The sequence below is a fragment of the Dokdonella koreensis DS-123 genome, assembly GCF_001632775.1.
Classification (GTDB): domain Bacteria; phylum Pseudomonadota; class Gammaproteobacteria; order Xanthomonadales; family Rhodanobacteraceae; genus Dokdonella; species Dokdonella koreensis.
The window spans coordinates 1,527,601-1,554,237 of the sequence record NZ_CP015249.1; the positions used below are offsets into that span (position 1 = coordinate 1,527,601).

The 26,637-nt window shown below is 72.8% G+C and carries 23 protein-coding genes; 9 read left to right on the forward strand and 14 right to left on the reverse strand.

From position 1 onward, the window contains the following. Positions 1–21 precede the first annotated feature (21 nt). A complete protein-coding gene (locus tag I596_RS05975) occupies positions 22–591 on the forward strand; it encodes a 2'-5' RNA ligase family protein (protein WP_067645465.1) in 570 nt (189 codons plus the stop codon). Between the two features lie 18 nt (positions 592–609). Here the strand turns inward: I596_RS05975 and I596_RS05980 are convergent, their stop codons facing one another. The 6 genes from I596_RS05980 to I596_RS06005 all read right to left on the reverse strand — a co-directional run bounded on the left by I596_RS05980 (position 610) and on the right by I596_RS06005 (position 7,641). Beyond that, positions 610–2,289 (reverse strand): dipeptidyl-peptidase 3 family protein, encoded by a 1,680-nt coding sequence (locus I596_RS05980; protein WP_067645467.1) that lies wholly within the window; start codon positions 2,287–2,289, stop codon positions 610–612. Positions 2,290–2,354: 65 nt separating this feature from the next. Next, entirely contained in the window at positions 2,355–2,918 is a 564-nt protein-coding gene (locus I596_RS05985) for a mechanosensitive ion channel family protein (RefSeq protein ID WP_067645469.1), read from the reverse strand. Between the two features lie 68 nt (positions 2,919–2,986). Beyond that, positions 2,987–5,377 carry an ABC transporter permease gene (locus I596_RS05990; RefSeq protein ID WP_190279000.1) on the reverse strand — a complete coding sequence of 797 codons (2,391 nt, stop codon included), beginning with the start codon at positions 5,375–5,377 and terminating at the stop codon, positions 2,987–2,989. Positions 5,378–5,578: 201 nt separating this feature from the next. Beyond that, a complete protein-coding gene (locus tag I596_RS05995; protein ID WP_067645473.1) occupies positions 5,579–6,022 on the reverse strand; it encodes a VOC family protein in 444 nt (147 codons plus the stop codon). Positions 6,023–6,134: 112 nt separating this feature from the next. After that, a complete protein-coding gene (locus I596_RS06000; RefSeq protein WP_223303927.1) occupies positions 6,135–6,965 on the reverse strand; it encodes an AraC family transcriptional regulator in 831 nt (276 codons plus the stop codon). A 187-nt stretch (positions 6,966–7,152) separates the two neighbouring features. Then, complete coding sequence (locus I596_RS06005) at positions 7,153–7,641, reverse strand: hypothetical protein (protein ID WP_067645477.1); 489 nt, start codon at positions 7,639–7,641, stop codon at positions 7,153–7,155. A gap of 175 nt (positions 7,642–7,816) precedes the next feature. Between I596_RS06005 and I596_RS06010 the strand changes: the two genes are divergently transcribed. Beyond that, on the forward strand, positions 7,817–8,110 hold the full coding sequence (locus I596_RS06010; protein ID WP_067645479.1) for a hypothetical protein: 294 nt from the start codon (positions 7,817–7,819) through the stop codon (positions 8,108–8,110). A 52-nt stretch (positions 8,111–8,162) separates the two neighbouring features. Here the strand turns inward: I596_RS06010 and I596_RS06015 are convergent, their stop codons facing one another. The 3 genes from I596_RS06015 to I596_RS18715 form a co-directional block, all read right to left on the reverse strand. Continuing rightward, positions 8,163–9,281 (reverse strand): serine hydrolase domain-containing protein, encoded by a 1,119-nt coding sequence (locus I596_RS06015; RefSeq protein WP_067645481.1) that lies wholly within the window; start codon positions 9,279–9,281, stop codon positions 8,163–8,165. Positions 9,282–9,357: 76 nt separating this feature from the next. Continuing rightward, complete coding sequence (locus I596_RS06020; RefSeq protein WP_067645483.1) at positions 9,358–9,873, reverse strand: hypothetical protein; 516 nt, start codon at positions 9,871–9,873, stop codon at positions 9,358–9,360. A gap of 206 nt (positions 9,874–10,079) precedes the next feature. Beyond that, positions 10,080–11,204 carry a hypothetical protein gene (locus tag I596_RS18715; RefSeq protein WP_067645485.1) on the reverse strand — a complete coding sequence of 375 codons (1,125 nt, stop codon included), beginning with the start codon at positions 11,202–11,204 and terminating at the stop codon, positions 10,080–10,082. Positions 11,205–11,422: 218 nt separating this feature from the next. Here I596_RS18715 and I596_RS06030 point away from each other — a divergent pair, with 218 nt between their 5' ends. The 5 genes from I596_RS06030 to I596_RS06050 all read left to right on the forward strand — a co-directional run bounded on the left by I596_RS06030 (position 11,423) and on the right by I596_RS06050 (position 18,196). Beyond that, positions 11,423–12,550, forward strand: coding sequence for a sensor domain-containing diguanylate cyclase (locus I596_RS06030; RefSeq protein WP_083965406.1), 1,128 nt, complete (start codon positions 11,423–11,425; stop codon positions 12,548–12,550). A gap of 47 nt (positions 12,551–12,597) precedes the next feature. Beyond that, positions 12,598–14,997 (forward strand): winged helix-turn-helix domain-containing protein, encoded by a 2,400-nt coding sequence (locus I596_RS19195; RefSeq protein ID WP_067645489.1) that lies wholly within the window; start codon positions 12,598–12,600, stop codon positions 14,995–14,997. A 184-nt stretch (positions 14,998–15,181) separates the two neighbouring features. Beyond that, on the forward strand, positions 15,182–16,681 hold the full coding sequence (locus tag I596_RS06040) for a choice-of-anchor Q domain-containing protein (RefSeq protein ID WP_067645490.1): 1,500 nt from the start codon (positions 15,182–15,184) through the stop codon (positions 16,679–16,681). 106 nt (positions 16,682–16,787) lie between these two features. After that, positions 16,788–17,060: a DUF4242 domain-containing protein gene (locus tag I596_RS06045; RefSeq protein WP_067645492.1), complete on the forward strand. Its 273-nt coding sequence runs from the start codon at positions 16,788–16,790 to the stop codon at positions 17,058–17,060. Between the two features lie 116 nt (positions 17,061–17,176). Further along, positions 17,177–18,196 (forward strand): NADP-dependent oxidoreductase, encoded by a 1,020-nt coding sequence (locus tag I596_RS06050; RefSeq protein WP_067645494.1) that lies wholly within the window; start codon positions 17,177–17,179, stop codon positions 18,194–18,196. 9 nt (positions 18,197–18,205) lie between these two features. Here I596_RS06050 and I596_RS06055 read toward each other — a convergent pair whose 3' ends face one another. The 3 genes from I596_RS06055 to I596_RS06065 all read right to left on the reverse strand — a co-directional run bounded on the left by I596_RS06055 (position 18,206) and on the right by I596_RS06065 (position 21,539). After that, entirely contained in the window at positions 18,206–19,204 is a 999-nt protein-coding gene (locus tag I596_RS06055) for an SDR family oxidoreductase (RefSeq protein ID WP_067645496.1), read from the reverse strand. 257 nt (positions 19,205–19,461) lie between these two features. Next, positions 19,462–20,775, reverse strand: coding sequence for a hypothetical protein (locus I596_RS06060; RefSeq protein WP_067645498.1), 1,314 nt, complete (start codon positions 20,773–20,775; stop codon positions 19,462–19,464). A gap of 134 nt (positions 20,776–20,909) precedes the next feature. Next, complete coding sequence (locus I596_RS06065) at positions 20,910–21,539, reverse strand: hypothetical protein (RefSeq protein WP_067645500.1); 630 nt, start codon at positions 21,537–21,539, stop codon at positions 20,910–20,912. Positions 21,540–21,785: 246 nt separating this feature from the next. Between I596_RS06065 and I596_RS06075 the strand changes: the two genes are divergently transcribed. After that, positions 21,786–22,151 (forward strand): cupin domain-containing protein, encoded by a 366-nt coding sequence (locus I596_RS06075; protein WP_067645504.1) that lies wholly within the window; start codon positions 21,786–21,788, stop codon positions 22,149–22,151. Between the two features lie 512 nt (positions 22,152–22,663). On the opposite strand, the gene I596_RS06080 is transcribed toward I596_RS06075, so the two are convergent. Further along, positions 22,664–24,448: an ABCB family ABC transporter ATP-binding protein/permease gene (locus I596_RS06080; RefSeq protein WP_067645507.1), complete on the reverse strand. Its 1,785-nt coding sequence runs from the start codon at positions 24,446–24,448 to the stop codon at positions 22,664–22,666. Between the two features lie 158 nt (positions 24,449–24,606). Between I596_RS06080 and I596_RS06085 the strand changes: the two genes are divergently transcribed. Continuing rightward, the gene (locus tag I596_RS06085) at positions 24,607–25,086 is read left to right on the forward strand and encodes a DUF4399 domain-containing protein (RefSeq protein ID WP_425478790.1); all 480 of its coding nucleotides are present in this window, start codon (positions 24,607–24,609) and stop codon (positions 25,084–25,086) included. Here the strand turns inward: I596_RS06085 and I596_RS06090 are convergent. Further along, the gene (locus I596_RS06090; protein WP_067645509.1) at positions 25,067–26,632 is read right to left on the reverse strand and encodes a right-handed parallel beta-helix repeat-containing protein; all 1,566 of its coding nucleotides are present in this window, start codon (positions 26,630–26,632) and stop codon (positions 25,067–25,069) included. The two genes, I596_RS06085 and I596_RS06090, sit on opposite strands and share 20 nt — an antisense overlap. Positions 26,633–26,637: the final 5 nt, after the last annotated feature.

Below are 26,637 nucleotides of genomic sequence, written 5' to 3' on the forward strand. Positions count from 1 at the left end.
CACTAGCGGGCGCCGGCGCGGATGCAAAAGGACCTGTTCGCGACGGTCGAGCGCCTGCCGACGCATCGCCTGTTCTTCGCGCTGCGGCCGGCGGCGGCCGAGTGCCGGGCGGTCGAGGCGGTGGCCGCGAGCGTGCGCGGCACCGTTCCGACGGCGCACTGGGTGCGGCCCTCACGCCATCACCTGACGCTGCACTACCTCGGCCAGAGCGCCGGTCCGCGCGCGGAGCAGGTGGCGCAGGCAGGCGAGGCGGCGGGCCGCGTGCAGGGCCGGGCCTTCGTGCTGGCGCTCGATCGCCTGGCTGCGCTCGGCGACCGTCGCCGGCCGGCGCTGGCCCTGGCGGCATCGGTGGTTCCGGAGCCGCTGCGGGCGTTCCACGCGGCGCTGGGCCGGCAACTGCTCGCGGTCGGCCTGCGGTCCGAGACCGGTGGCAGCCTGCTGCCGCACCTGACGCTGGCCTATGTCGATCCGGACCCGCCGCTGGTGCCGGTGGCGCCGGTGCTGCTGCGGCCGGCCGGTTTCCAACTGGTGTACAGCGTGGACGGGCAGCGCGAGTACACGGTCCTCGGCGAATGGCCGTTCGCGGCCTGAGCCGTACCGCGTGGCCGGTCAGAGCCCGAGCTGCGCGCGTCCCTGCTTGAGCACGATGTCCACCGGAATCGACCGCTGTTCCAACCGCGCCAGGTCGCCGGCCAGCGCCGGGCCGATCCGGCCGAGCTGGTCGCGCAGCGCCTTGGCGCCGGCGTAGTCGCCGTCGCCCTGCAGGGTCAGGATGCGGGCCGACAAGGCGTCGACGGCCTGCGCCATGCGGTCGAAATCCACCCGGTAGCGGCCGCTGGCCGGGTCGCGGCTGAAGGCGCCGGCCTGTTCGAGGAAATTGAATGCGACCATGTTGGCCTGGCCGTGGGCGCTGCTCGCCCCGAACCGCACCGAGCGGAACAGGCCGGCCAGGAAGGTCACGTAGTTGTCGTGCAGCCGGGCCGGATCGAGCTCGCCCATCTGGCCGAGCTTGCCGATCATGTAGAGGCCCAGGATGTCGGCCTTGCCTTCCTCGTAGCTGCTGGCCAGGTCGGTCAGCGCCTCGCGCACCGTGCCTTTGCCGTCGAGCGTGTTCTTGATCCCCAGGCCATGGGCGACCTCGTGGAACATGACGTTCTCGAAGAACGCGTCGAAGGCCACGTGGTCGAGCTGGTCCTCGGCGATGAGCTCGCGCGCGATCGGCATCAGGATCGTGTCGAACTTGGCGCGCATGGTGTTTTCCAGCTGCAGGCGGCGCGAGCCCTTGGCGAGCTGTACTTCCTCGTCGTTGGGCAGGTTGATGGCGATCGTCTTGGCACCGGCGTTGGCGTCGCCGCCGTAGTAGAGCGCGAAATAGGCGTTGAGGTCGGCATCGGTGCCGGGCGTCTCGCGCTTGTAGGCCTCGGCCACCGGCAGGCCGCGCTGCAGCGCGGGCAGGTGCTTGGCGAAGCGCGCCAGGCGCTCGCTCCAGGCCACGTCCTTGACCAGAACGAAGGCCTCGAACGCGGTCTTGGTGCCGAACAGCGCGTCCTGGTAGCTCTCGATCGGGCCGATCACCACGTCGATCGGGCTGGTCTTCATGTCCATCCAGGCCATGTCGCTGGGCTGGTAGTCGCTGTCGAGCAGCGCGTCGGCGCGCAGCCCGAGGTAGTGGCGGAAGCCGGCATCGGAGGCGACGGCGGCGGCCTGCCGCAGCAGGGCGGCGACCCGTTCCAGCTCGGCGCGGTAGGCCTCGTGGTACGGCACGGCCGCGAGCGTGCCGGCATCGGTGCGCCGGATCACCGTGTAGAGGCTGGACTTGCCGGGCAGGTCGGCCTGCTCGAACTCCGCGCGGGTCATGTCTTCCGGATAGAAGCGGGCGCCGGGCGGCCGCGGGCCGATGCCGGCGACGAACGGCCGGTCGTCGTCGAGGCGATCCCAGGGGCCGTAGTTGATCTCGGCGAAGCGGCGCGTCGCCGGGTCGTCGATGCGTGCGAGGAGGGATTCGCGGTCGCCCCAGACCTGCTTCCAGAACAGGCCGTCGATCACCTCGCCGGCCTCGATCAGCAGCGCCAGTGCCTGGCGATCGCCTTCGGCCAGGTGCGAGAGGTCGGCGGTGAGCGCCACTTCCGCATAGGCGGCCACCTTGGCGGCGATGTCGGCACGGGTCGCCGGAGCGGCGGCCGGCGGCGGTGCCTCGGCGGTCGATGCCGGGGGTGCCTCCGGCGGCGCCTGGCAGGCCGTCAGGGCGAGTGCGGTCGCGATCGCGAGGGACAGGGTGCGCAGCGGCATGGACGGCTCCTCCGGTGGAACGACGAGGAGCGCGATGCTAGCCGATGCGGTGCGCGCGCGTCCGGCTAGGCCTGCGGCAGGCCACGGCCGTGCCAGCGCCGGACCGTGCGCTGGAAGAACAGGTTGTTCGGGATCTGCAGCACCGTGTCGGGCCGGTTCTCGTGGCTTTCCAGCAAGGTCGTGTAGATCAGGTTGACGTCGATCACGCGCCCCTTGAGGCCGGGCTTCTCGCCGTTCTCGAGCAGCTCGATCTGGTCGTTGAGGCGGAACGGCCGCGTCGTGAAGATCAGCACCGTGCAGAAGATGTTCGACAGCACGCTCCAGGCGGCGAAGAACGCGACGGCGCCGACCGCGGCGAAGCCGGTGAAGGCGGTCCACAGCACCGTGCCGGACACGCCCAGGCGGTCGAGCACGGCCAGCAGCGCGGCGGTGTAGATCACGAAGCCGAACACGCGGCGGACGCCGACCACCAGCTCCTTGGGCAGGTCGTAGCGCGTGCCGATGCGTTCGAGCAGGCGCCCCAGCAGGGCGCGCAGCAGCCAGGCGACCAGCACGATCAGCACGATCTGCGCGGAAGGCATGATCACGCCCAGCCAGTCGCGCACCCACAACGGCAATCGGTCCAGCATCGCTCCGCTTCGATCGGGAAAGCGGCCGATTCTACCGGCTCGGCCGCCGGGGCGTGTGACGGGCGCGGCTAGTCGCCGCGCAGCGCCAGCGCCGGGGCGATGCGTGCGGCGCGCCGCGCCGGCCACCAGCAGGCCAACAGGCAGGTCGCCAGCAGCACCGCCGCACTGATCGCGAACGCGGCCGGCAGGTGCTCGGCACCGGCATCGCGGTGCAGGCCGAGCCGCTCGAAGGTGACCAGGTTGAGCGCGCCGAGCGCGATGCCGGCCAGCGCCAGGCCGCCGGCACCGGCCAGCACGCGCAGGCGTACGCGCAGCGGCGAGGCGCCGAGCGCGAAGCGCAGCGCGAACTCGGTCGTCCGGCGCGCGATCAGGTAGGCGGTGACCGCGCCGATGCCGACGGCGGCGATCAGCGCGGCGGCCAGCGCGAACAGGGCGACGACCACCGCCTGCAGGCGCGGCCCGGCGGTCGACGCGGTGACCGCCTCGTCCATCGTGCGCAGGTCGTAGAGCGGGCGGTCCGGCATCAGCCGTGCGGCCTGTGCGCGGATGCCGGCGGCGACCGCCGCCGGTTCGGCATCGGTGCGCACGGCGAGCGTCATCGTCTCCCACAGGTACCAGGTGATCGGCATGTAGACGGTCGGCGACACGCCGTCGGCGACCTTGCGCTGGAAGGTGTCCTCGGCCACGCCGACCACTTCGCGGCGCTGGCCGTTGCCCATCGTGACGAGCCGGCCGACCACGTCGGTGGAGCCGAACACGCGCTCGGCGACGGTGCGGCTGAGGATGATGCGGTCGGTGGGCTCGTTCTCGCGCGCGAACGGGCGGCCGGCGATCAGCGGAATGCCGAAGGTCTCGAAATAGCGGGCGTCGACGATGCGCCAGGACGCCTGCACCCGGCGCTCCGGCGGTGACACCTCGGCCGGCATCGGCCCGGGTGCGACCTCCGACTGGGTGTCGACCGAGCCGAGCGGCGCCTCGCTGGCGATCGTCGCCGCGCGCACGCCCGGCAGGGCCTGCACCGCCTCGGCCACGCTGGCCAGGGCGCGGCGCTGCGCATCGAAGACCTCGCTCGAGTCGAGCGTCGGCAGCGAGATGCGCGCGGTCAGCAGGTGCGCGGTCTGGTAGCCCAGGTTGGCCTGTGCCAGCGTCCAGAGCCGGCCACCCAGTGCCAGCGCGCCGCTCAGCAGCACGGTGGCGATCGCGAACTGGGCCACCACCAGGCCGGCCCGCAGCGGGGCGCTGCGCCGGCCGAGCGCGTTGCGCGCGCGATTGAGCGCCACGGTGGGCGCCGCACGCGCCGCGATCGCCGCCGGCACGCTGGTGAACGCCAGCGCCGTCAGCGCGCAGGCGGCGATGGCCGTGGCGGCGACCAGCGGGTCGATGCCGAGGGTGGTCAGGCGCGGCTGGCTCGCCTGCAGGGTCTGCGCGGCGATCCGCAGCAGGGCCGCTGCCAGCGGCAGGGCCAGGGCGGCACCGGCGACGACGAGGAGCGCGGTCTCCGCCAGCACGTCCAGCCGCAGCTGGCTGCGGCTGGCACCGAGCGCCTGGCGCACACCCAGCTCGTGCTGGCGATCGGCGGCACGGGCGATCTGCAGGCCGGCGAGGTTGCTGCAGGTGACCAGCAGCAACAGCGCCACGGCGCCCAGCAGCACCCACAGGCGCGTGCGTTCGTCCGCGCCGACCAGTTGCTCGCGCACCGGGGCCACCGTGATGCCCCAGTCGGCATTGCTGTCCGGGTACTGGCGCGCCAGCTCGGCGGCGATCGTGTCGAGTTCGTTCTGCGCCTGGGCCCGGGTGGTGCCGGGAGCGAGGCGCGCGACGACGTCGAGCCGGCGGTCACCGCGGTTGGCCTCCTCGCGCGGCGTCACCGTCAGCGGCAGCCACAGGTCCGTGCGGGCGGCGACGCCGATGTCGTCCGGCACGACGCCGACGATGGTGCGTTCGCGCCCTTCGACGACCAGGGTGCGGCCGAGCACGGCGGCATCGCCGCCGAAGCGGTCGCGCCAGAGCGTGGCGGAGACCAGCATCGCCGATGCGCGATCGTCCTCGCCGCCGTCGAGCGCGCGGCCGAGCAGCGGAGCGACGCCGAGAACCGCGTTCATGTCCGGGCTGACCAGCAGCGCGTCGATGCGCTCGGTGCCCTCGGCCGTGCGCACGCTCACGCCGCGGCGCTTGAAGGCCGCCATCGCACTGAAGCCGCGCGCTTCCTGGAACGACCTGAAGTCCGGCTCCGACACCGCGAAGCCGGTGACGCTGCGCGCATCGTTGCGGCCGGATACCGACATCAGCGTCGACTCGTCGGCGACCGGCAGCGGCTCCAGCAGCACGCGGTACAGCAAGGCGTAGACGGTGACCACGGAGGCGACGCCGAGTGTCAGGGTGACCAGGGCGGCCAGCGCATAGCCGCGGTTGCCGGGCCGACGCAGGCGCCGCCAGGCGGCAGTCAGGGAGTTCAGCATCGGCAGGCGCTCCAGGCGATCGGTACGGTCCCGTTGCAGCAAGCACCGTGCCATCGCGACGGCGACGGCGCACCGCCGGCATGCACATGCGGCGGCGGCGAGCAGCGTCCGTTTGCGGACGCTGCTGCGTTCGTTCCCGTACGGCCGGCCGTGGTGGCAGGACGCGGCGGCGACGCGGCGGACCGCACGCAGCGCGGTTCGCTAGGCGCCCGCGAACAGCGCATCGTAGCGGCGCTGCATTTCCTCGGGTGCGACCTCCTCGATGCTGTGGCCGATGTTCCACCGGTGCCCGAACGGATCGCGGATCGCGCCGGAGCGCTCGCCGTAGAACGCATCCTTCGGTGCCGATTCCAGCGTCGCGCCGGCCGCGACCGCGCGCGCGATCGTCGCATCGGCATCGTCCACGTGCAGGTGCAGCGTGACGGTGGTGTCGCCGATCGTCGGCGGCGAGCGGATGCCGAACTCGGGGAATTCCTCGGCCAGCATCAGCGTGCTGCCGCCGAAGTCGAGCTCGGCATGGCCGACGCGGCCGCCGGGCTCGGTCAGGCGGAACTTCTCGGTGGCGTCGAACGCGCGTGCGTAGAACGCGATCGCGGCATCGGCGTCGTTGACGTGCAGGTAGGCGAACAGCTCGTGGACGGCCATGGGGCGCTCCGGTGGACGGGTCGAAGGCACCTTACGCGCAGTCCTCGCCCGGCGTCTTGAACGAAATTGAACGGCGCCCCCGGTGCTGCGCCGACGCGCCGGTGCGGCGCTTTCAGGTGGACGTGGACGTGTCCAGGGCCACCCGGACGTGGCGAGGCGAGGCGGGCGCCAGGCGGGCGTAGGTTTCGGGCGTGAGGCCGGCGAACGCGCGGAAGTCGCGCTGGAAGTGCGGCTGGTCGCTGTAGCCGAGCGCCAGCGCCAGCTCGGCCATCGTGCGGCCGTCCGGGCCGCCAATCCGTTCCAGCGCGCGCCCGAAGCGCACCACGCGAGCGAACCGTTTCGGCGAGAGGCCCACGGCATCGCGGAACAGGGTCAGCAGGCGCCGGTGGCTGCAGCCGCTGGCGGCGACCAGTGCGCCGACCGCGGGCGGCGTGCCGGGTGCCTCGATCCGGGCCAGGGTCTCGGCCACCGCCGGGTGCATGCCGCGCGGGCGGCGCAGGCGGGCGAGCAGCAGCGCTTCGAGGGCGTCGAGCGCCGCTTCGGCATCGGCGATCGCGAGCAGGCGCTCGTACGCCTCGCCTGCGGCGGCGCCCCAGAGGGCGTCGAGCGGAACATGCTGCTCGGCCAGCGCGCCGGCCGGGGCGCCGAGCAGCACGCCGGCACCGCCTGGGTGCAACTGCACGCCGACGGTATGCGTGGGGCCTGCCAGGTCGCGCACGTAGAAGCTCGAGCGGATGCCGCCGACCACGGCGGTACCGAGCGGCCGGTCGCGACCGCCGCCGTCGCTGATGCACAGCGGCGTGCCGGCCAGGCGGAATGCCAGATGGGTTTCCCCGGTCGGCAGCAGGTGCTCGCGACGCGGGCCGGTGGCCTCGGAACGTGTCAGCCACAGCGTCCGGACGAACGGCTGCAGGGCGGGGCAGGGGCGGCGTTCGAGGAACATGGCCGGCATCGTAGCGCCGATCGGGTCGGATACCGGCGTGCATCGAGGCACCGCCGGGATCGAGCCGGATGACGCCCGGCGAGGGGCGCCGAACATGTCCTCGGCTTGTTGGGCCTGTTGCGGGATGGTCCGCCGCGGTGCCCCGGCTTTCGCCAGCGAGGTGAAGGTGCCGGCCGGCGCCTCGGTGTCAGAGGCGCGCGATCATCCGTTCGGCGCGTTCGTTGAGCGCGGCGATGGCGGCCGGGTCCAGGGTCTTGCCGAGCAGGCGGCGATACTCGGGCAACAGGTCGAGCAGGGCCTGCCGGGAATAGCAGCGCTCGACCTTCAGCGTGAACAGGAACGCCCGCAGCCCGAGGTGGGCGACCACGCTGTCGTTGATGTATTGCCGCGCCTGGACCAGCGGCGAGGCCGCGTCGAAGGCAGGGCCCGGTGGATCGGAGGCCGGTGCGGCAGGCACTCCCGCACCGGCCACGTCGATGAGGTCGGCGACCGCCAGTTCGTCCAGCAGCGCGTCGACGTCGCCGAGCGAGTGGAACCGTTCGCGGATCTCGCGCACCGTGTGCTCGCCGTTGATCGCGATCAGCAGCATGCGCTGCCGCGAGCCGAGCTGCCGGCTGCGATCGGCCACTTCGTTGCGGCCGCTGGTGGTCTTGACGGGTACGGCGGAATCGCGCATGCAGGAGCCCTCGGGTGGGTCATGCTAGACCGCCGCTTGCCGGTCGAAGCGTGACGCAGTTCCGCTGGCACGGTCGGCGTGGGGCACCGGGCCGCGGACGATAGGGTCGTCCTGCAATGCCGCCGGTCGCGGATGCCGCGGCGACCCGGCCGTGACGGGACCGGCCGGGGCGAGGATGGTCAATGCGATCGCCGTGCAGTCCGGCGGACGGGTCGCATTCGGCGGACAGTTCGAGTTCGTCCAGGGCACGCCGCGGCGGCACCTGGCCCGCCTGGGCGCGGACGGGCGGGTCGATGCCGGCCTGGCCGCCGACGTGGCCGGCCGGGCGTTCCCGGGTATCGACGCCATCCCTGCCGGCCCGGGCGACACGCTGCCGGTCGGTGGCCGGTTCACGAGCATCGGCGGGCAGTCGCGCAACCGGGTGGCCCGGCTGCGCGGTGAACGGATCTTCGCCGGCGGGTTCGAGTGACCGGCCAGGGCGTCTCGCGGCCGGGCCGCGTGCCGTGCCCGGCGCGCGGTCGTCAGGCGGCGTAGCGCCGGCCGATCGCGGCGACGAAGGCGTCCATGTCGACGCGTCCGGCGTTGCTCAGCGCGATCACCGTGATGTCCTCGTCGATCATGCGGAAGAGCTGCCCCTGCGCACCCATGATGCGGCCGGGCCGCTTGACCACCCGCGATCGCCGGTCGCCGACCCGCATCGTGTAGGACCACACGCCGTAGCCGTAGTCGTCCAGGCCGCCGGCGGTCATCCGCGCGAGCGAGGCCGGGCGGAGCAGGCGCCCGCCGAACAGGGCATCGGCGAAGGCCAGCAGGTCGCCGGCGGTGGCGTACATGGCGCCGGCGGCGTACCAGTTCTCCGGATAGACCGGCAGGTCGTTGGCGAACGCGCCGAGGTCGTCCCGGTAGAAATAGCAGTCGGCCAGTCCGTCGACGATCGCGGCCTGGCGCAGCAGGCCGGTGTCCCCGAGATCGAGCGGGTCGAGGATCTGCGCCTGCAGCACGTCCTCGTAGGGCCTGCCGCAGACCTGCTCGATCAGGTTGCCGAGCACGACGTAGTCGGCGTTGTTGTAGTCGAAGCGCTGGCCCGGCGCCGCGACCAGGTCGCCGCTGCAATAGCGCTCCAGCAGCTGGTCGCGCGTCATCGGCGTCTGGTAGACCGGGATGCCGTCCTTCAGTGCCGCTTCCAGGTCGGTCACGGTGTCCATGTTCGGCAGGCCGGAAGTGTGGTTCAGCAGGTGGTGCGCGGTGATCGTGGCGGCGCCGTTGCTGCGGTAGCCGGGCAGGTAGGCACGTATCGGCCGGTGCAGGTCGACGCGTCCCTGCTCGTGCAGCTGCAGCACCAGCACCGCGGTGAACGCCTTGGTGATCGAGGCGATCCGATAGCGGGTTCGCAGTCTGTTGCGGACGCCGAAGGCGCGGCTGGCGAGGCCGAAGCTGCGGGCATAGACCACGTCGGCGCGCTTGCGCACGAGGACCGAGCCGCTGAACGCGTGCTCGGCGGCATGGGCGGCGATGAAATCGCCGGGTTCCTCGGCCAGCGCCGCCATCGCCGGCGCCAGCAGCGCCAGGCCGAGCAGGCGGCGGCGCGTCGGCGAGGCGGCCCGGGGCGGCTCGGGTCGGGTTTCGGCGGGTAGCGGCATGGCGGTGCTTCCGGTCGGCGCGTGGGCGCGGTGCCGACCGGGGATACCGCCATGTCGCCGGCGGTTGCAGCGTGCTTCAGTACTGGCGGTCCTCGGCCACGAAGCGGCCGTTCTCGATCGTCAGCGGCGTGCCCTTGGCGTCCTTGAGCCGGAACGTGAAGCGGCCCTCGATGACCTTGCCGCGCGCGGCGGTGACCTCGAAGCGGTTGTCGGGGCTGTTCTTGTCGAGGCGGAACTCGGCGTCGGGATCCTCGCCATAGGGTTTTCTGCCGACGGTGAAGCCGACGTCGCAGGTGCTGCGGGAGAGCGCTTCGGCGGACAGGCTGAAGCTGCGGTCCGGCACGTAGCCGTCGCAGGTGATCGACAGGCGGTCGATGCGGGTCTTCGGTGGCGGGTAGGTGCTGGCGCCGGCCGTCGTCGCGCTCAGCGTGAAGGTCTCGCCGATCGGGATCAGCATGATGCCGTCATCGTCGCTGACGAAGGGCTGGCCGCCGATGTCGGCACTGAGCGCCTGCGGCTGGTCGGCGGCGGCGGGCGGCGCCAGGGCGGGGAGCAGGGAAACCAGGAACAGGAAGGGCAGGGCGCGACGCATGGGCATTCCTCCGATGGGTGCCGTGGAATACGCAAACCGGTCGCGTGTCGGGACATCGCCGTCGCGACGCCCGCATCGCGATGGCGCGTTGATGCGATCGCGCGCGGGGCGGCAGTGCGGGCGGCTGGTCCGCGCAACCGCTGGCACGGTAGTGCCGCGACCGTGTGAGCCGGGCAAGGGCACGACGGCTCTTGCCCGACAAGCGGCTAGTCGCCGGCGGGATCGAAGCCGTGGGCGAACACGGTGTCCCAGGTCTGGTTCTCGTAGGCGCCCGGGTCGAGCGCGCCGAAGCGCAGGCGCCGCCGGCCGTCGAGGTCGTGGAACGCCAGCGGGTAGACCGGAATGGCGCCGCGCGCGCGATCGAGCAGCGGCGAATCGTCGGCGAGGCGGTAGTCGCCGGCGGCGGCATCGACGAAGCGCGGATCGCCGTCGAGCGCGCCGGTGACGGACGGCGCGATGGTGCCGGTGGTGACCGGGACGAGGCTGTGGTCGTAGTAAGCGGTGCCGGCGCCGAATCCGATGTGCGCGAAGCCTTCGATGCTCATGTCCGACTGCGCGTTGTCGGCGAATACGCTGTTGACGACGTCCATGCGCGCGCCCTCGCCGAGGCCGGCACCGATGCCGCAGCCGCGGTTGGCCTGGCCGGCGCAGGTGCCGCCGGCGAAGGTGCTGTTGATCAGCACCGCCGCGTACGGCGACTCGCCGGCGAGGACGGTGATCGCCAGGTGGCCGTAGGCGCTGGTCGGCGCCTCGTTGTCGGCGAACAGGCTGTTGGCGATGCGCAGCAGGCCCTTCTTGAGGTAGAAGTCGGCGCCGCCGCCGAAGTAGCCGCTGTTGCCGGCCACGATCACGTTGTCGAGCCAGAACTCGGCGTAGTTCTCGCCGTTGGAGAACATCGACAACCCGCCGCCGCGCACGAACCCCTCGCCGAAGCCGTTGCGCACGGTCAGGTTGGAGAGCAGGAAGCGCGGGGCCGAGACCGGCGTCACCGCCGGGTTGTAGAAGAGCTTGAACACCTGGCGCAGGCCTTCGCCGTCCAGCACGGTGTCGCCGGCCACGTTCGAGCGGCGCGCGCACGGCGTGCCGCCGTCCTCGATCCAGCCGCCGTTGACGTAGAGCCAGCCCGACACGGTGGTGGTGTAGAGGAAGGTCTGCGCCTGCGCGTAGGTGCCGCGGCGGATGCGGATCTCGTCGTCACCGGTCGATGCCGCGGCCGCATTCAGTGCCTGCTGCAGTTCCGCGGCGGTGCCGACGCAGTAGGTTGCCGCGTCGGCGGCGGGCAGGGCGAGCAGCAGGATCAGGCCGGCCAGCGGCCGGAGCGTGGAGTTCATCGTCGGTTCTCCTGGACGTGTCGAGTGGAACGGCGCCGCACGCGTGCAGCAGGGCGGCGTCTGCCGGGTGCGCCGCCGCGTCGCTGGCGTGCACGGGCCCGGTTGCCGATCCAGTACGCAGTCCGGCAGGCGATCCCCCAACCGGGGCCGGTCGCGGCCCGGCGGCACGCGTCGTAGACTGTGCCCCGGTGCAGGGCGTCTCCTCGGGCGGGGCGGGCATGAGGGCAGGTGTGGGCGGCGTGCGCGAGAAGGACCTGCCCTGGGGCGAGCGCGACGCGTCCGGCCGCCGCGCCGTGCTGGCCGAGATCCTGGCCCAGGTATCGAGCGAGGCGTTCGAGGGCGAGAACCTCCAGGCCGTCCTGCAGCGCATCGTCGATTGTGTCGCCCGGCGCCTGCCGGTCGCGATCGCCAGCATCATCCTGCTCGACGAGGACGGCGGTCACTTCGTCCAGGAGGTCTGGGCCGGCCGCATCGGCCTGGACCTGCCCGGCGACCTGCCCTGGCCGGTGACGGTCGGCGCGGCGGGCCGCTGCGTGCGCAGCGGCAGGGCCCAGCTGATCGCCGACGTGCAGCACGATCCGGACTACGTGCCCGGCAACCGCGACGTGCGTTCGGAGTACCTGGTGCCGATCCTGCACCGCGGGCGCCTGCACGGCGTGCTGAACCTGGAGAGCACGCGCGCGGACTTCTTCACGCCGGAAGTCTGCGCGACGTTCGACGCGGTCGCCTCGCAGGTCGCCGGGACGATCCACCTGACGCGTGTCGTGCTGGAGCTGGAGCAGGCCAACCGACGGCTGCAGCTGCTGTCGATGAGCGACGGCCTGACCGGCATCGCCAACCGCCGCTGCTTCGACCAGCGCTTCGCCGAGACCTGGCGGCGCCAGGCGGAGGCGGGCCGGCTGCTGGCGCTGCTGCTGGTCGACGCCGACTGCTTCAAGCCGCTCAACGACGCCTGCGGCCACCTGTACGGCGACGAATGCCTGCGCGAGCTGGCGCGGCTGTGCCGCGAGGTGGCGCGCGGGCCGGACGAACTGGTCGCACGCTACGGCGGCGAGGAGCTGGCCCTGCTGCTGCCCGACCATACCGCGCCGCAGGCGCGCCGCCGCGCCGAGTGCCTGCGGCGGCGTGTGGAGGCCGAGCGGCTCGCCCATCCGGCCTCGCCGGTGGCGCCGCACGTGACGGTCAGCATCGGCGTCGGCGTGACGCGGCCGGATGCGTCGATCCCCGACCAGGCCCTGATCGCGGTCGCCGACCGCGCGCTGTACGCGGCCAAGACCCGCGGCCGCAACCGCGTCGCGGTGCGCACGATGGCGCATGCGCGAGGCCCTCGCGACGCCGATCGCTGAGCCGCGGCGCCTTCCTCGGCTGCCGGCGGCGCGCTACGCTCCGGCGGATGACTCGCTTCAGCTATCGCTTCAACCAGTACGAACTGGACCCCGCCGCCCGCGAACTGCGTCACCGAGGCCGCCTGCTGGCTTCTTCGCCGACCGCGTTCGACTGCCTGGTCTACCTGCTCGAACACCGCGAGCGCGCGGTCGGGCGCGACGAGCTGGTCGCCGCGGTGTGGGGGCAGGCGAGCGTATCGGACAACCTGCTCGGCAAGACCTTGCTGAAGGCGCGCCGGCTGGTGGGCGACAACGGCGAGAACCAGGACTGCATCCGCACCGTGCCGCGGTTCGGCTACCGCTGGGTGGCCGAGGTGACGTGCGCGCCGATCGCCGACGCGCCGCTGCCGGAGGCACCGCAACACGCTGCCGCGGCACCAGTGCCGGCACCGGAGCCGCCGCCGGTGCCACTGGCACCGGCGCAGGTCCCCGAGGCGGCACCGGCGCGACCGGCGCGGCGTCGCCGCCGCGGCGCGATCCTGGCGCTGGCCGGCCTGGTGATCGCGGCGGCGGGCGTCGCGGCCGTCGCCTGGCTGCGGCCGGCGGCCGGACCGGCCACCGGCGCGACGCAGGCGGCCGCCGAAGTGCCGATCGCCGGCCTGATCGCCGTGCTGCCGGCCGAGGTGCTGGCCGACGATGCCTGGGCCTGGCTGCGGCTGGGCCTGATGGACCTCACCGCCAATCGCCTGCGCAGCGCCGGCCTCGCCGTCGTGCCGAGCGAGACGATGGTGGCGCTCAATCCCTACGGCCGCCTGGACGCGAACGACCTGTCCGCGATCGGCCGCGCCAGCCGCGCCGAGCGCCTGGTGCTGACCACGGTCCGGCAGACGGCCCAGGGCTGGCGCGTGGTTTTCTCCCTGGCCGAGGGCGGCGCGAAGCCCCGCGAGATCCAGATCCACGGTGCCGACGTGATCGAGGCCAGCCAGCAGGCCACCGAGCGCCTGCTGGCCGCGCTCGATCCGGCCGCCGTCGCGCCGCCGCCCGAGGGCCGCTCGCTGACCGAGCTGCTGCAGCGGACCGAGGCGGCGGTGCTGTCGGAGGACTTCGGCCGGGCCCGCGCCTGGATCGAGGCGGCTCCCGAAGCGTTGCGACGGACACCGGAGCTGCGGCTGCGCGCCGCGCTGGTGGACTACCGGCTGGGCCGCCACGACGAGGCGTCGGCGGTGCTCCAGGCCCTGCTGGCGGAGCTGACGCCGGACCGGTCGCCGCTGCTGCGCGGGCGCGCACTGATGGGGCTGGGTGCCATCGCGGTCCGGCGCAACCAGGCAGTTGAGGCCGAGCCGGTCTTCAGCGAGGCCTTGCGGCTGCTGCCGGACCAGGGCGATCCGGTCAACCTCGGCTATGCCTACCTCGGCCGCGGCATCGGGCGGGCGATGCGCGGCCATGCCGCCGAGGCCACCGAGGATTTCTCGCGTGCGCGGGTCGTGCTGGAGGCGACCGGCGACAGCCTGGGGCTGGCGCGCATCGACATGAGCGAGGGCGTGATGACTGCGGCCGGCGGCGCCTACGGCAATGCCCAGTCGCTGCTGGAACGGTCGGCGGAGCGCTTCGAGCGGCTCGACGTGCCGTCGGAGCTGGGCGCCGCGCTCGGCAACCAGATCGAGGTCCGCCTGCTGTTGCTGCAGCCGGTGGCGGCGCAGGCGATCGGCGACCGGCTGGTCGACGTGATCGGCAAGGTCGAGAACCCGTTCGAGCGGCGCCTGCTGGAAAGCCGGCGCGCCGCCGCGCTGGCGGCAGCGGGCCGCTTCGAGCAGGCCGAGCAGCTGCAGGCGGACATCGAGCATGCCCTGGATCCGGCGCGCGAGGGCGAGCTGCTGGGGCGCCTGCGGCTGGCGCAGGCCGAGGCGGCGCGCCTGCGCGGGCAGTGGGAGAGCCAGCTTGCCGCGGCGCAGCAGGCCGCGGCCCGGCTGGAGGCCGGCTCGCGCGATCAGGCACGGGCGCGCTGGCTGGTGGTGCACGGCCTGGTCCGGCTCGGGCGTCCGGCGGAGGCGGCGACCGCCGGGCAGGCACCGCCGGCGGCGGCCGGGACGCTGCCGGGTGTCGTGGCCTACGGCTGGCTGGCGCAGGCCGAGCAGCGGTCCGGGGAGGCGGCGCGCGAGGCCTACGAACACGCGCTGGCCGCCGGCCGCGACGCGGCGCCACAGGACCTGGCCGCCGTCGTCGACGGTTATGCGCGGTGGCTGATCGCGCAAGGCGAGCTCGAAGGCGCCGCCGCCCTGGTCGGCCAGGTCGCCCGCTGGGCCGAGCAGGACTTCGAGTGCGCCCTGCTGCAGGTGCGCCTCTACCATGCCCTCGGGCAGACCGCCGCCTGGCGCGCGGCACTGGCGCGCGCACGCGCGCTGGCCGGTTCGCGCGCCGTTCCCGACGAACTGCGGCAGCCGCCGCTGGGGCCGCCGCTGGCGTCCTGAACGGCGCCGGGTGCGTGGTGGCGCGCGCAATCCATGGATCGACCATCGATGGGGAATGGAGCGTCCATCGAGGTGGCATGCGTCCCGACAGCCCCCGGCCGATAGTCCGATGCGCCTGGGTCGGCTCTTCCGCGGCCGCCGGGCGTGTCTTCTTCCCCTTCATCCCTTTGCAGGAAACACCGCGATGACCCGCAGCACACCGACCTCGCGCCGCTCGATGCGGCAACGTCCCCTGGCCGCCTGCGTGACGCTGGCGCTGGCCGCCGCCGGGCTGTGCCTGCAGGCGGAGGTCCGCGCGGCCACCGTGCCGGTGACCAGCTGCGACGACGATGGCCCCGGCACGCTGCGCCAGGTCATCCTGGCGGCCGAGGACGGCGATACGCTGGACCTGACCGGCCTGACCTGCGGCACGATCGAGCTGGCCAGCCTGATCGACATCAGCGTGATCGCCCTTCCGAAGGCGCCGCTGCTGAACGTGACCGTGCAGGGCCCCGGGCGCGACAAGCTGACGATCTCCGGCGCGGACGCCACGGCGATCCTGCGGCACGGCGGCAACGGCACCGACGGCTGGCTGACGCTGGCCGACCTGACGGTGGCCAACGGCCGCGCCACCAACGGCCTGGCGTCCTGCGTCCAGTCCTATGCCAACATCAAGCTCGAACGGGTCTCCGTGCGCGACTGCCACAGCCAGTCCAACCTGCCGGTCAACTTCGGCGGCGCGGTGGGCGCCTACGGGCTGGAGATGGTGCAGAGCGCGATCACCGGCTCGACCTCGGCCTCCAGCACGCGCTCGGCAATCGGCGGCGGCGCCTACGTCGGCTACACCGCCACGCTGGTCGACAGCGTGATCAGCGGCAACCACGTCACGGTGGCGACGCCCGGTGCCAACAGCCTGCGCAGCGGTGGCGGCGGCATCTACGCCCGCGGTCCGGTCGAGATCACGCGCAGCACCATCAGCGGCAACAGCATCGAGGCCGGCCAGTACGGCCGCGGCGGTGGCCTGCTGCTGCGCGGCAGCGCGGTGCTGGTGGACTCCCTGGTCGAGGGCAATGTCGCCAGCGCGGACGGCGGCGGCGTCCACAAGGCAAACTACACCAACTACGGCGACCAGATCACCTCGCTGCGGATCGACAACACGTCCATCAGCGGCAACACCGCGCGTCGCGGCGGCGGCGTGTCGACCACCCGGCCGACCACGGTCCGCAGCAGCACGATTGCCTTCAACGAGGCGGCCGAGTACACCGGCGGCCTGCTCTACGTCCACGGCGGCGCGACGACGACGGTCGTGTTCGACCTGCAGAGCTCGCTGTTCGGCAGCAACCAGGCGGTCGACACCGTGCTGCACGGTGCCGACTTCGGCGTGGACGGCGCCACGATCCAGATCGGCGGCGGCCACAACCTGATCGTCGATGCCGACGCCAGCCTGCTGCCGCCGGGTACGCTGCGCGACGAACCGCTGCTGCTGCCGCTGGCCGACAACGGCGGCCCGACCCGGACGCATGCGCTCGGCAAGGGCAGCCCCGCGATCGACGCCGGCAACAACACCGGCGCCTTCGCCTTCGACCAGCGCGGCGAGGGCTTCGCGCGCGAGCGCGGCGGCGGCGCCGACATCGGTGCGTTCGAGGCACCACCGCCGCCGGCGGAGGACACGCTGTTCAAGAACGGCTTCGAGGACGAACGCTGACGGCCTGTCCGGCATCGGCCTGCCGGCGCAGGCCGATGCTGCTGTGCGGCGGGCCTGACGGGCGCGCCCGGCGCACAATGCACCGCCCCACACACAGGATCGGACCATGCCCAAGTACGTCATCGAACGCGAGCTGCCCGGCGCCGGCGCACTCAGCGCGCAGGAGCTGCAGGCGATCTCGCAGAAGTCCTGCGGCGTGCTCGGCGAGATGGGGCCGAAGATCCAGTGGCTGCAGAGCTACGTCACCGACGACAAGATCTACTGCGTCTACATCGCACCGGACGAGGCCAGCGTGCGTGAGCACGCGCAACGGGGCGGTTTCCCGGCCAACAGCGTCGCCCGTGTGCGCAGCGTGATCGATCCGACCACCTCGGAGTAGCCCCGCACGCGGCCGCGCGCCGCGATGCCCGGCTCCGGCCGGGTTGCCCGCGGCGGCTCGTCGCGCCGGGCCACCCGGCGCTTTCCATCGGCGCGGGCCGGCCGGACAATCCGGCGATGAGCACGCCGACCACCCGCATCGTCCTCGCCTCGCGGCCGCAGGGCGAGCCGACCCCCGCGAACTTCCGCATCGAGCAGGCCGTGCTGCCGGATCCCGGCGGCGGCCAGGTCCTGCTGGAGAACGTCTATCTCTCGCTCGACCCGTACATGCGCGGGCGCATGGACGAGGGGCGCTCCTATGCCGCGCCGGTGGCGATCGGCGCCGTGATGGACGGCGGCACGGTGGCGCGCGTGATCGCGTCGCGCCACCCGGGCTTCGCCGAGGGCGACTGGGTGCTGGCGCATGCCGGCTGGCAGACGCATGCGCTCGTCGACGGCGCGTCGCTGCGGCGCAAGCTCGACCCGGCCGTGGCGCCGGTCAGCACGGCGCTCGGCGTCTACGGCATGCCGGGCTTCACCGCCTACGCCGGCCTGCACGAGATCGGCAAGCCGCAGGCCGGCGAGACCCTCGTCGTCGCCGCGGCCAGCGGGCCGGTCGGCGCCACCGTCGGGCAGATCGCGAAGCTGCGCGGCGCGCGCGTGGTCGGCATCGCCGGCGGTGCGGCCAAGTGCGCCCATGTCGCCGGCGAGCTGGGCTTCGACGTGGCGCTGGACCATCGCGCGCCGGACTTCGCCGAGCGGCTGCGGGCGGCCGTGCCCGACGGCATCGACGTCTACTTCGAGAACGTCGGCGGTGCGGTGTTCGAGGCCGTCCTGCCCCTGCTCAACGATTTCGCGCGCGTGCCGGTGTGTGGCCTGGTCGCGCACTACAACGAGCGGGGGCGGCCGCCGGGTCCGGACCGCCTGCCGGAACTGATGGCCCTGATCCTGAGCCGCCACCTGACCGTGCGCGGCTTCATCCAGCGCGACTTCCCCGCGCTGTACCCGGCGTTTCTCGCGGACATGGGCCGCTGGCTGGCCGCAGGCGCGATCGCCTACCGCGAGGACGTCATCCACGGCCTGGAGCAGGCGCCGGCCGGATTGATCGGCCTGCTGGCCGGCCGCAACTTCGGCAAGCTCCTGGTCAAGCTGGTCTGAGCGCGACGCTCAGCCGACGCTGCCGGTGATCGGCAGCACGATGCCGGTGATGTAGCTGGCGCAGGCGGGCGCGGCCAGGAACACGTAGGCGGGCGCGATCTCCTCCGGCTGCGCCGGCCGCTTCATGTCGGTCGAGCGGCCGAACCGGGCTACCTCCTCGGCCGGGCGGTCGGCGGGATTGAGCGGGGTCCACACCGGGCCCGGCGCGACCGCGTTGACGCGGATGCCGCGGTCGATCACGTTGCTGGCCAGTGCCTTGGTGAACGCGTGGATGGCGCCCTTGGTCGCCGAATAGTCCAGCAGCTTGCCGCTGCCGGAGATGCCGGTCACCGACCCGGTATTGATGATCGAGCCCCCTTCGGGCAGGTGCGCGAGCGCGGCCTTGGCCATGTGGAAGTAGCCGTAGAGATTGGTGCGCACGGTCAGGTCGAAGTGTTCCTCGGTCAGGTCCTCGATCTGCTCGGCGTGCTGCTGGAACGCGGCATTGTTGACGAGGATGTCGAGACGGCCGAACTGCGCCAGCGTCCGCTCGACCGCCTCGCGGCAGAAGTGCATCGCGGTGACGTCGCCGCGCAGCGCCAGGCAGCGGCGCCCCTCCCGCTCGACGTGGGCGCAGGTCACCGCGGCGTCCTCGTCCTCGCACAGGTAGACGATCGCGACATCGGCGCCTTCGCGCGCGAACAGCACCGCGACGGCGCGGCCTATCCCCGAGTCGCCGCCGGTGATCAGCGCGACGCGGCCTTCGAGCTTGCCGCTGCCGCGATAGCCCTCGGCCTGGAAGCGCGGGGCGGGTGTCAGGTCCGATTCGCGGCCGGGCTTGCGCAGGTGCTGCTGCGGCAGCGGGTTGGCCGGCTGCCTGTGCGGGCCGGCCTGCACGGCGCCCTTGGCGTCCTTGCCGGCGGCCGGCGCGGTCTTCTTCCGGGCATCGACCTGCTTCTGCACGCGACGCTGCTTGGCGACGGCCGCCTGCGTGGCGGTGGCGGATTTCGGCGCGCGGGGCTTCGTCATGGTCCTCTCCGGTGGCAGGCGGTTCGAGGGATCCGGACCGGACCGTGCACACCGGTCGGCGTTGCGTGCTGCGGTCGGGCGATCCCCGCGCCACTGTGCCGCCGGCTTTCCGGCTGTCGGGTGAACCTGGGCTCCGGGCCGGGCCGGCGTTCACCTGCGATTGCAGGCCGGGTGCCCCGGGCCGCTTTGCGTGACGCGGCATCCGCGCCCTCCGGCGCCAGCCGGCGCCGACGGCGTGGCGACCGCGAGGTGGCTGCTCAATCCTGCGGAGACGGCGGCGGCTTCCGGCGCGACGCCGGACCCTGGTCCTGGCGGGTGTGGAGGCCCGGCGTGGCGCCGGGGCCATCGGCCGGGTCGCCGGCGGTGACGCCGGATGGTGGCGGCGCATTCCGGCTGGCGCAGCGCAGATCCGCCCGGCAGGCCTGCTGCAGGGCCTCGACCATGCGCGTGGTTTCCGCACCCGGCCGGACCGCGTCGAGGTCCACGCCGGCCTTGTCGGCTTCGCCGGCGGCCCGGATGTCGATGCCCCATACCGTCGTCGCCAGCGCGACGCGCTCGCCGGTCAGTTCGTTGCCCCAGTGCACGCCGGTGAGCGGCACGGGCACGTCGTGCGGCATCGGTTCGTCGTAGAGACCGTGGTCGCTCAGGCAGCGGTACAGCGCCTGCAGGTCCACCTCGGCATGGATCGTCTGCCCCGGCGCCGTCAGCACCGGCGTCGCGAAGCCGCAGTGGGTGAGCGTGTCCTCGCCGTCGATGAAGGCCACCTCGGCCCCGGGGAACAGCACCGACTCCTCGATCGGCCAGTTCCACCGGCTGGTGGCGCCGGGGACGGTCGGCGTCGAGAACTCGAACGGCTCTCCCTGCACGTAGCCGTCATGGTAGAGGTGCAGGAACAGCATGCGCGGCTTGCCGCCCCACTCGGCGGTGGCCCACAGGAAATGGCTGAGCACCCAGAGCTGGTCCGGCGTCGAGCCGAAAACGGCATCGAGCCGACTGCGGAAGCTGACGACATGCGGGCGCTCCGGATCGTTGAGGGTGCCGACCAGGCCGCCGTTGCCGCGGCCGGCGGCGGCGCCGATCGACAGGAACGGGATCGCGAACGCGCCGGCCGGATTGTCGTGAAGATGGCTGAGCGCCAGGTGGAACCGCCAGTACAGGCCATCGCCGACCGTCAGTGCCGGCGACACGCCGAAGCCCATCACGCCCAGGCCCGGTATCGCGCGCGGCAGTGACTGGTTCGGCGGCCCGGAATTGCCCGGCCACGGCCAGGGCTCGTTGTTGAGCAGCAGCAGCCAGTGGTTCGGCGACCACGGCGCGAGTCCGGCAAAGCGATAGGCGTTGCTCTGCGCGAACGTGTCCGGCCCGGTGAAGCAGGGCACCAGCAGCCCGGGCGTGCCGTCCGGCCACAGGCAGGGGTGCACGAGCGTCAGCGGATTGGCCGCCGTGCCTTCGTCGGGCGCGACGTAGTCGGTGCGTACCTGCGCCAGGCGGACGTAGGGATCGTGGAATCCGTCGGCCGCGGCGGCGACCGGCAGCAGAAGCGACAGCGCGAGCAGGCCGGCAGGGCGCATGGCGGGTCCTCTGGCTACGGTTTCCCGAACCGTAGCGGATCGGCGCTTAAGAAAAGCGTAAGCCCGGCGTGGCCTTGCGATGCGCGGGTTGCCGCCCCGATCGCCGCGGCGCGCGGCGGCGGCCCGTGTGGGATTCAGGCGCCGCCCTGGCGCGGCGAAGGGAGCGGCAACTGCCAGTCGCGCCACTTGGACCAGGCCAGCAGTCCGAAGTACAGCGCCCCGAACGCGATCACGGTATGCGGCTGCTCGACCCACAGTCCGCCGCCCGGCAAGCCCAGCTGCGGCACGACATCGGCACCGATGCCCAGGCGCGGCAGCGGCACCAGGGTGGTCGCGAATGCGCCGGCGAGGTAGGCCAGCGTCGCCAGCAGCTGGTCCGACTGCATGCGGCGCAACCGCTCGGTCTCGCTGCGACCCGGGTCGGCGGCGATCGCCGCCTTGCCGAGCAGCAGCCAGGCGAACGCGAGCAGCGGCCACCACGCGCGAAACACCACCGACCAGGCCGCGATGAACATGCCGTAGAACCCGGCGAAGACCAGCAGCAGCACGATGCGGCGGGCCGGCGTACGCGCCGACAGCACCCGTGTGCCGAGGAACATCGCCGCGTGGATGAGGACGAACTCGACCAGCATGACCAGCATCGCGGTGCGCACGCCGCCGTCGCCGAAGCGCAGCGGTGCGATCCACAGCGTCAAGAAGACGCCGGCGGTGACCGCATCGGGCAGGGCGGCCAGCAGGCGGGCCGGAAGGCGAGGGAATGCCATGCGCGATTATGGGCCGGCCGCCGTCGCGGATGCCGCAGCCTGCCGGCCGCAGACCGGGCAGGTGCGCGCTGCGGCGGCGCTTCGGCCGTTGCCGGTGGTGCCGGCCGCGCCGGATGCGCGATCGGCACGGCGCTCGCGGTGGCGGGGCGCGGAATGGTAGCGTTGGGCCGGCGCCTCGCCGCGATCGCTGCCGCCGCAGCCCGGCCCGGCCGCCATTCGCATTCCATCCGCCGAGGCAAGCCGCCGATGACCGACCAGGCAATCAATCTCACGCACAAGCTCGCGCAGCTGCACGACCACTGGTCGCCTCGCGTCGTCGCCGAGTTGAACGACCTGCAGTTCAAGATCGTGAAATTCGCCGGCGAGTTCGTCTGGCACACCCATGCCGATACCGACGAGGCCTTCCTCGTGCTGCGCGGACAGATGCAGATCGGCTTCCGCGATCGCGAGGTGGTGGTCGGCGAAGGCGAGCTGTTCGTAGTGCCGCGCGGCGTGGAGCACATCACGCGGGCGGACAGCGAATGCCATGCCCTGATCCTGGAGCCTCGCGGCGTCGTCAACACCGGCGATGCCGGCGGCGCGCTGACCGCCCGCAACGACGTGTGGATCTGACGCGTCGAGGCCGTCCGTCCGGCGCGGCTGTGGCGGCGCGCCGGCACCTAGGGCCACGCGGCTGCGTGCAGGGCTTCGAGCGGGCTTCGAGCGGGCTGCGTGCCGGATCCGGCTCCCGCTGGCAGTGCGACAGCGGGACCAGGTTTCGGCATCCGGCGGCGGCAGCGGATTCGGTGCCTCGACCGCGCGCCCAGATCGGACGTGCGGCGCCGGGGCGTGACCTGTGCGGGGATTGCCGGCGCGTCCTAGGGCGTGTCATCAATCCCTCGGTAGGCCGCGCCGTTCTTGCGTGCGTCCGGGCCAAGGAAGAGGGAGGAAGTGGACGTCGGTCCACGCCCGAGCGATGACGCAGTCCCGGGCGCACGCAAGAGCGGCCCTACGGGTTGGCCCTGGAAAGCCGCCAGCGTGCGTTGCGCGGCTTGACCTGACGGCCAGTCAGGCGCGGCGCCACACACCACCCCCTGACGACTTTCCAGGGCCAACGCGACCTGCCGGGGGATTGATGACACGCCCTAGACCGCGTCCGCGGGCGTGCTCAGGCGTTCGCGCTGCTGGAGCGCCCACAGCTGGGCGTACCGGCCTCCACGCGCCAGCAGCGCTTCGTGGTTGCCGCTCTCGACGACGCGGCCGTGGTCGAGCACGAGGATGCGGTCCGCGTCGACGATCGTGGACAGGCGGTGGGCGATCACCAGGGTCGTGCGCTCACGCGCGATGTCGGCCAGCTCGGCCTGGATCGCCTTCTCGGTGCGGGTGTCGAGCGCGCTGGTGGCCTCGTCGAACACAAGGATCGCCGGGTCCTTGAGCACGGTGCGGGCGATCGCGACGCGCTGCTTCTCGCCGCCGGAGAGCTTGAGGCCGCGCTCGCCGACCGGCGTGTCGTAGCCGTCCGGCAGCGAGACGATGAAGTCGTGGATGTGCGCCGAGCGCGCGGCCGCGACGACCTCCTCGCGCGTGGCCTCGGGTCGGCCGTAGGCGATGTTGTAGTAGATGCTGTCGTTGAACAGCACCGTGTCCTGCGGGACGATGCCGATCGCCCGGCGCAGCGAGGCCTGGTCGACGGCGCGGATGTCCACGCCGTCGATCGTGATGCGGCCGCCGGTGGGATCGTAGAAGCGGAACAGCAGCCGCGCGAGCGTGGACTTGCCGGCGCCGCTGGTGCCGACCACGGCGACCGTATGGCCGGCCGGAATCGTGAAGTCGACGTCGCGCAGGATCGGCCGGGCGGCTTCGTAGCCGAAGTCCACGTGCTCGAAGCGCACCTCGGCGCCGCGCGGCGCCAGCGCCGGCGCGCCGGGCAGGTCGCTCACCTCCTGCGGCTCGCCGATCAGCTCGAACATGCGCTCGATGTTGACCAGCGCCTGCTTGACCTCGCGGTAGACCATGCCGAGGTAGTTCAGCGGCACCGACAGCTGCAACAGGAAGGCGTTGACCAGCACAAGGTCGCCCAGGCTCATCGTGCCGGCGACCACGCCGGCGGCGGCGCGCCAGAGCAGCAGCGCCAGGCCGATCGCGACGATGCCGGATTGGCCGATGTTGAGCAGGGCCAGCGTCTTGAGGCTCTTGACGGTGGCGTTCTCGTAGCCGATCAGGCTGGCGTCGTAGCGCCGGAGTTCGTGCTGCTCGTTGCCGAAGTACTTGACCGTCTCGTAGTTGAGCAGCGAGTCGACCGCGCGCGCATTGGCCTCGGTATCGGCTTCGTTGGCGGCGCGGTAGTAGCGGATGCGCCATTCGGTGACCGCGAACGTGAAGGTGATGTAGGCGGCCAGCGTCGCCAGCGTGATGACCGCGAACGTCCAGTCGTAGCGCAGGATCAGGAAGCTGCAGACCAGGGCCACCTCGAGCAGGGTCGGCAGGATCGTGTACAGCGTCCAGTCCAGCAGGTCGGCGACCGCGGACATGCCGCGCTCGACGTCGCGCGCGATCGCGCCGGTGCGGCGGCCCAGGTGGAAGCGCAGGCTGAGCGCGTGCAGGTGCTCGAACGCGCGCAGCGTGATCTGGCGCGAGGTCCGTGCCAGCACGCGCGCGAACACCACCTGGCGCAGCTCCTGGAACAGCGTGGTCGCCAGCCGCAGTGCGCCGTAGGTGGCGAGCAGCGCCAGCGGTACCGCGAGCGGCTTCGGGGTGCGGTCGAGCGTGTCGACCAGTTGCTTGAGCAGCAGCGGTACGCCGACGGCGGCCAGCTTGGCGGCCACCAGGAACGCCAGCGCGATACCGACACGGCCGCGGTGTTTCCAGACCTCCGGCCACAGCCGGCGCCAGACGGCCGGCAGGCTGGCACGCGCCGCCGTGGCGCTCATCGGGCACCTCGGACGGGGAATGCAGGCGCGGGGGTATGTTGGCGGTTCATCGTGAGGCGCGGCGGGGACGCTGGGCAGATGGAGGCGGCGGCGCAGGACTCAATCGATGGCCGCGCCGAAGCGCTATGATCGCCGTTTCGAACCCGAAGGAGATTCCGATGCCCGGTACCGCACTGCGTCTGGCAGGCCTGTTCGGCGCTGCCGCCCTGGGCTGGAGCGGCGCTCCGGTAATGGCCGACGAACCGCACGCCGCCCATGCGGCCGCACCGGCAGCCGCGCCGCGGATCAAGGCGCCGGCCGGCGTCGAGCTCTACTTCATCGCGCCGAAGGACGGCGAGAAGGTCGGTCGCGAGGTCGTGGTGAAGTTCGGCCTGCGCGGCATGGGCGTGGCCCCGGCCGGCGTGACGGTCGACAAGACCGGCCACCATCACCTGCTGATCGACGTCGACGCGCTGCCGCCGGCCGACCAGCCGATCCCGGCCGACGCCCACCACGTGCACTTCGGCGGCGGCCAGACCGAAACGCGGATCACGTTGACGCCAGGCACGCATACGCTGCAGCTCAATCTGGCCGATGCGCTGCACCGCCAGTTCGATCCGCCGATCGTCTCGTCGAAGATCACGGTGACGGTCGAGTAGCGCCCTCCGGCCGGTCGGCGGCGCGTCGCCGCCGCCAGCCGGCCCAGGCCAGCAGGCCGGCCAGCAGGCCGCCCGCCCAGGCCGACAGCGTCGGCACGGCCACCGCCGCCACCGGCCCTTGCTGGAGTTCCAGCGCACCGATGTCGGCCGCGGCCCCGACCACGCGTCGCCATGCGCCGCCGCGCTGGTCGCTGACCAGCCCCGCGCTGTTGTCGCCGCGGTCGTGGACCGGGCTGGCGGCGGTGAAGGCGTGGGTCCGGCCGTAGCCGCCGTTGGCCGCCAGCGGCAGCAGCTGCGGATCGGTGTCGAGGGTGTCGGCCGGGAGCTGCAGGGCGCCGCTGGCGCGCCGGATCAGGTTGTGCGATCCGCCGATCGGCAGCGGGTCGAACGTGGTCAGGTCGGCCTGGGCGGCGATCGCGGCGGTGTTGCCGGCGACGATCGAGCTGCGCAGCGTCGAAGGACGCGCATAGCGCGCGAAGGAGATGCCACCACCGCCGGTCCCGGCCTGGTTGGCGGTGACGGTCGAGTTCTCCAGCAGCAAGGCGGTGAAGCGGCGGATGCGGATGCCACCGCCGTCGCCGTCGCGGGCGACGTTGCCCGAGATCGTCGAGTTGCGCACGATCAGGTCGTCCTCGTTGGCGAGGCCCCCGGCGTACAGGTACGAGAGGTTGTTCTCGATCGTGGTGCGCTCGATCGTGCCGCCGCCGGCGACGAACAGGCCGCCGCCGATCTCCCAGCGGGTCAGCGGCGGATTGTGGGTGCCGCGCGCGCTGTTGCCGGCGATCGTGCTGTCCTGGATGTCGACCGCATAGGCGAATGCGCCGCCGCCGTAGGCGGCCGTGCTGTTGGTCTCGTGGTGGCCGAACGCGACGTTGCCGCTCAGCGTGCTCGCGCGCAGCGTGAGCTTCTCGGCCAGGATGCCGCCGCCGTAGCTGCCCACGCCCTGCGCGGTGCAGCCGGACACGGTGCTGCGCGTCAGCGTCACGTTCTCGACCGAGGCGATGCAGCCGCCGTAGCCCACGCGCGTGCCTGGTGCGATCGGGTGGCCGTTGGCGAGGGTGAGGTCCTCGACGACCAGGTCGCCGGAGCCGAAATGGATCAGCACGCGATCGCGGGCATTGCCGTCGATCGTCAGCCGGGTGCGGCCGGGGCCGCGCAGCGTCAGGTCGTCGACCTCGATCTCGATCGCGCCGCTGGTCAGGGTGATGCGGCTGCAGGCCAGCGCTGTCAGGTCGATCACCGCGCCGGTGCCGGCGGCGGCGACGGCGGCGCGCAGCGTGCCGGGGCCGTCGTCGCCGCAGTCGGTGACCGCCGGGCTGGCGGTGCCGGCGGGGGCGTCGCGGCGACGGGCCTGGCGCAGCGCGTCGAGCTGCGCGCGCAGCGGGGTGACCTGGGCGTGGCGTTCGCCGGTCAGTGGCCAGGCCGGTGCGGTCCCGTCGACGATGGCGGCCGTCGACGCGGCGGAGCCCAGCGCCAGCGCCAGGGCGGTGGCGAGCGCGGTGAGCGGCGGCGCGCGCTGGGCGCTAGGATCGGCGGGCTGGTTCACGCGAG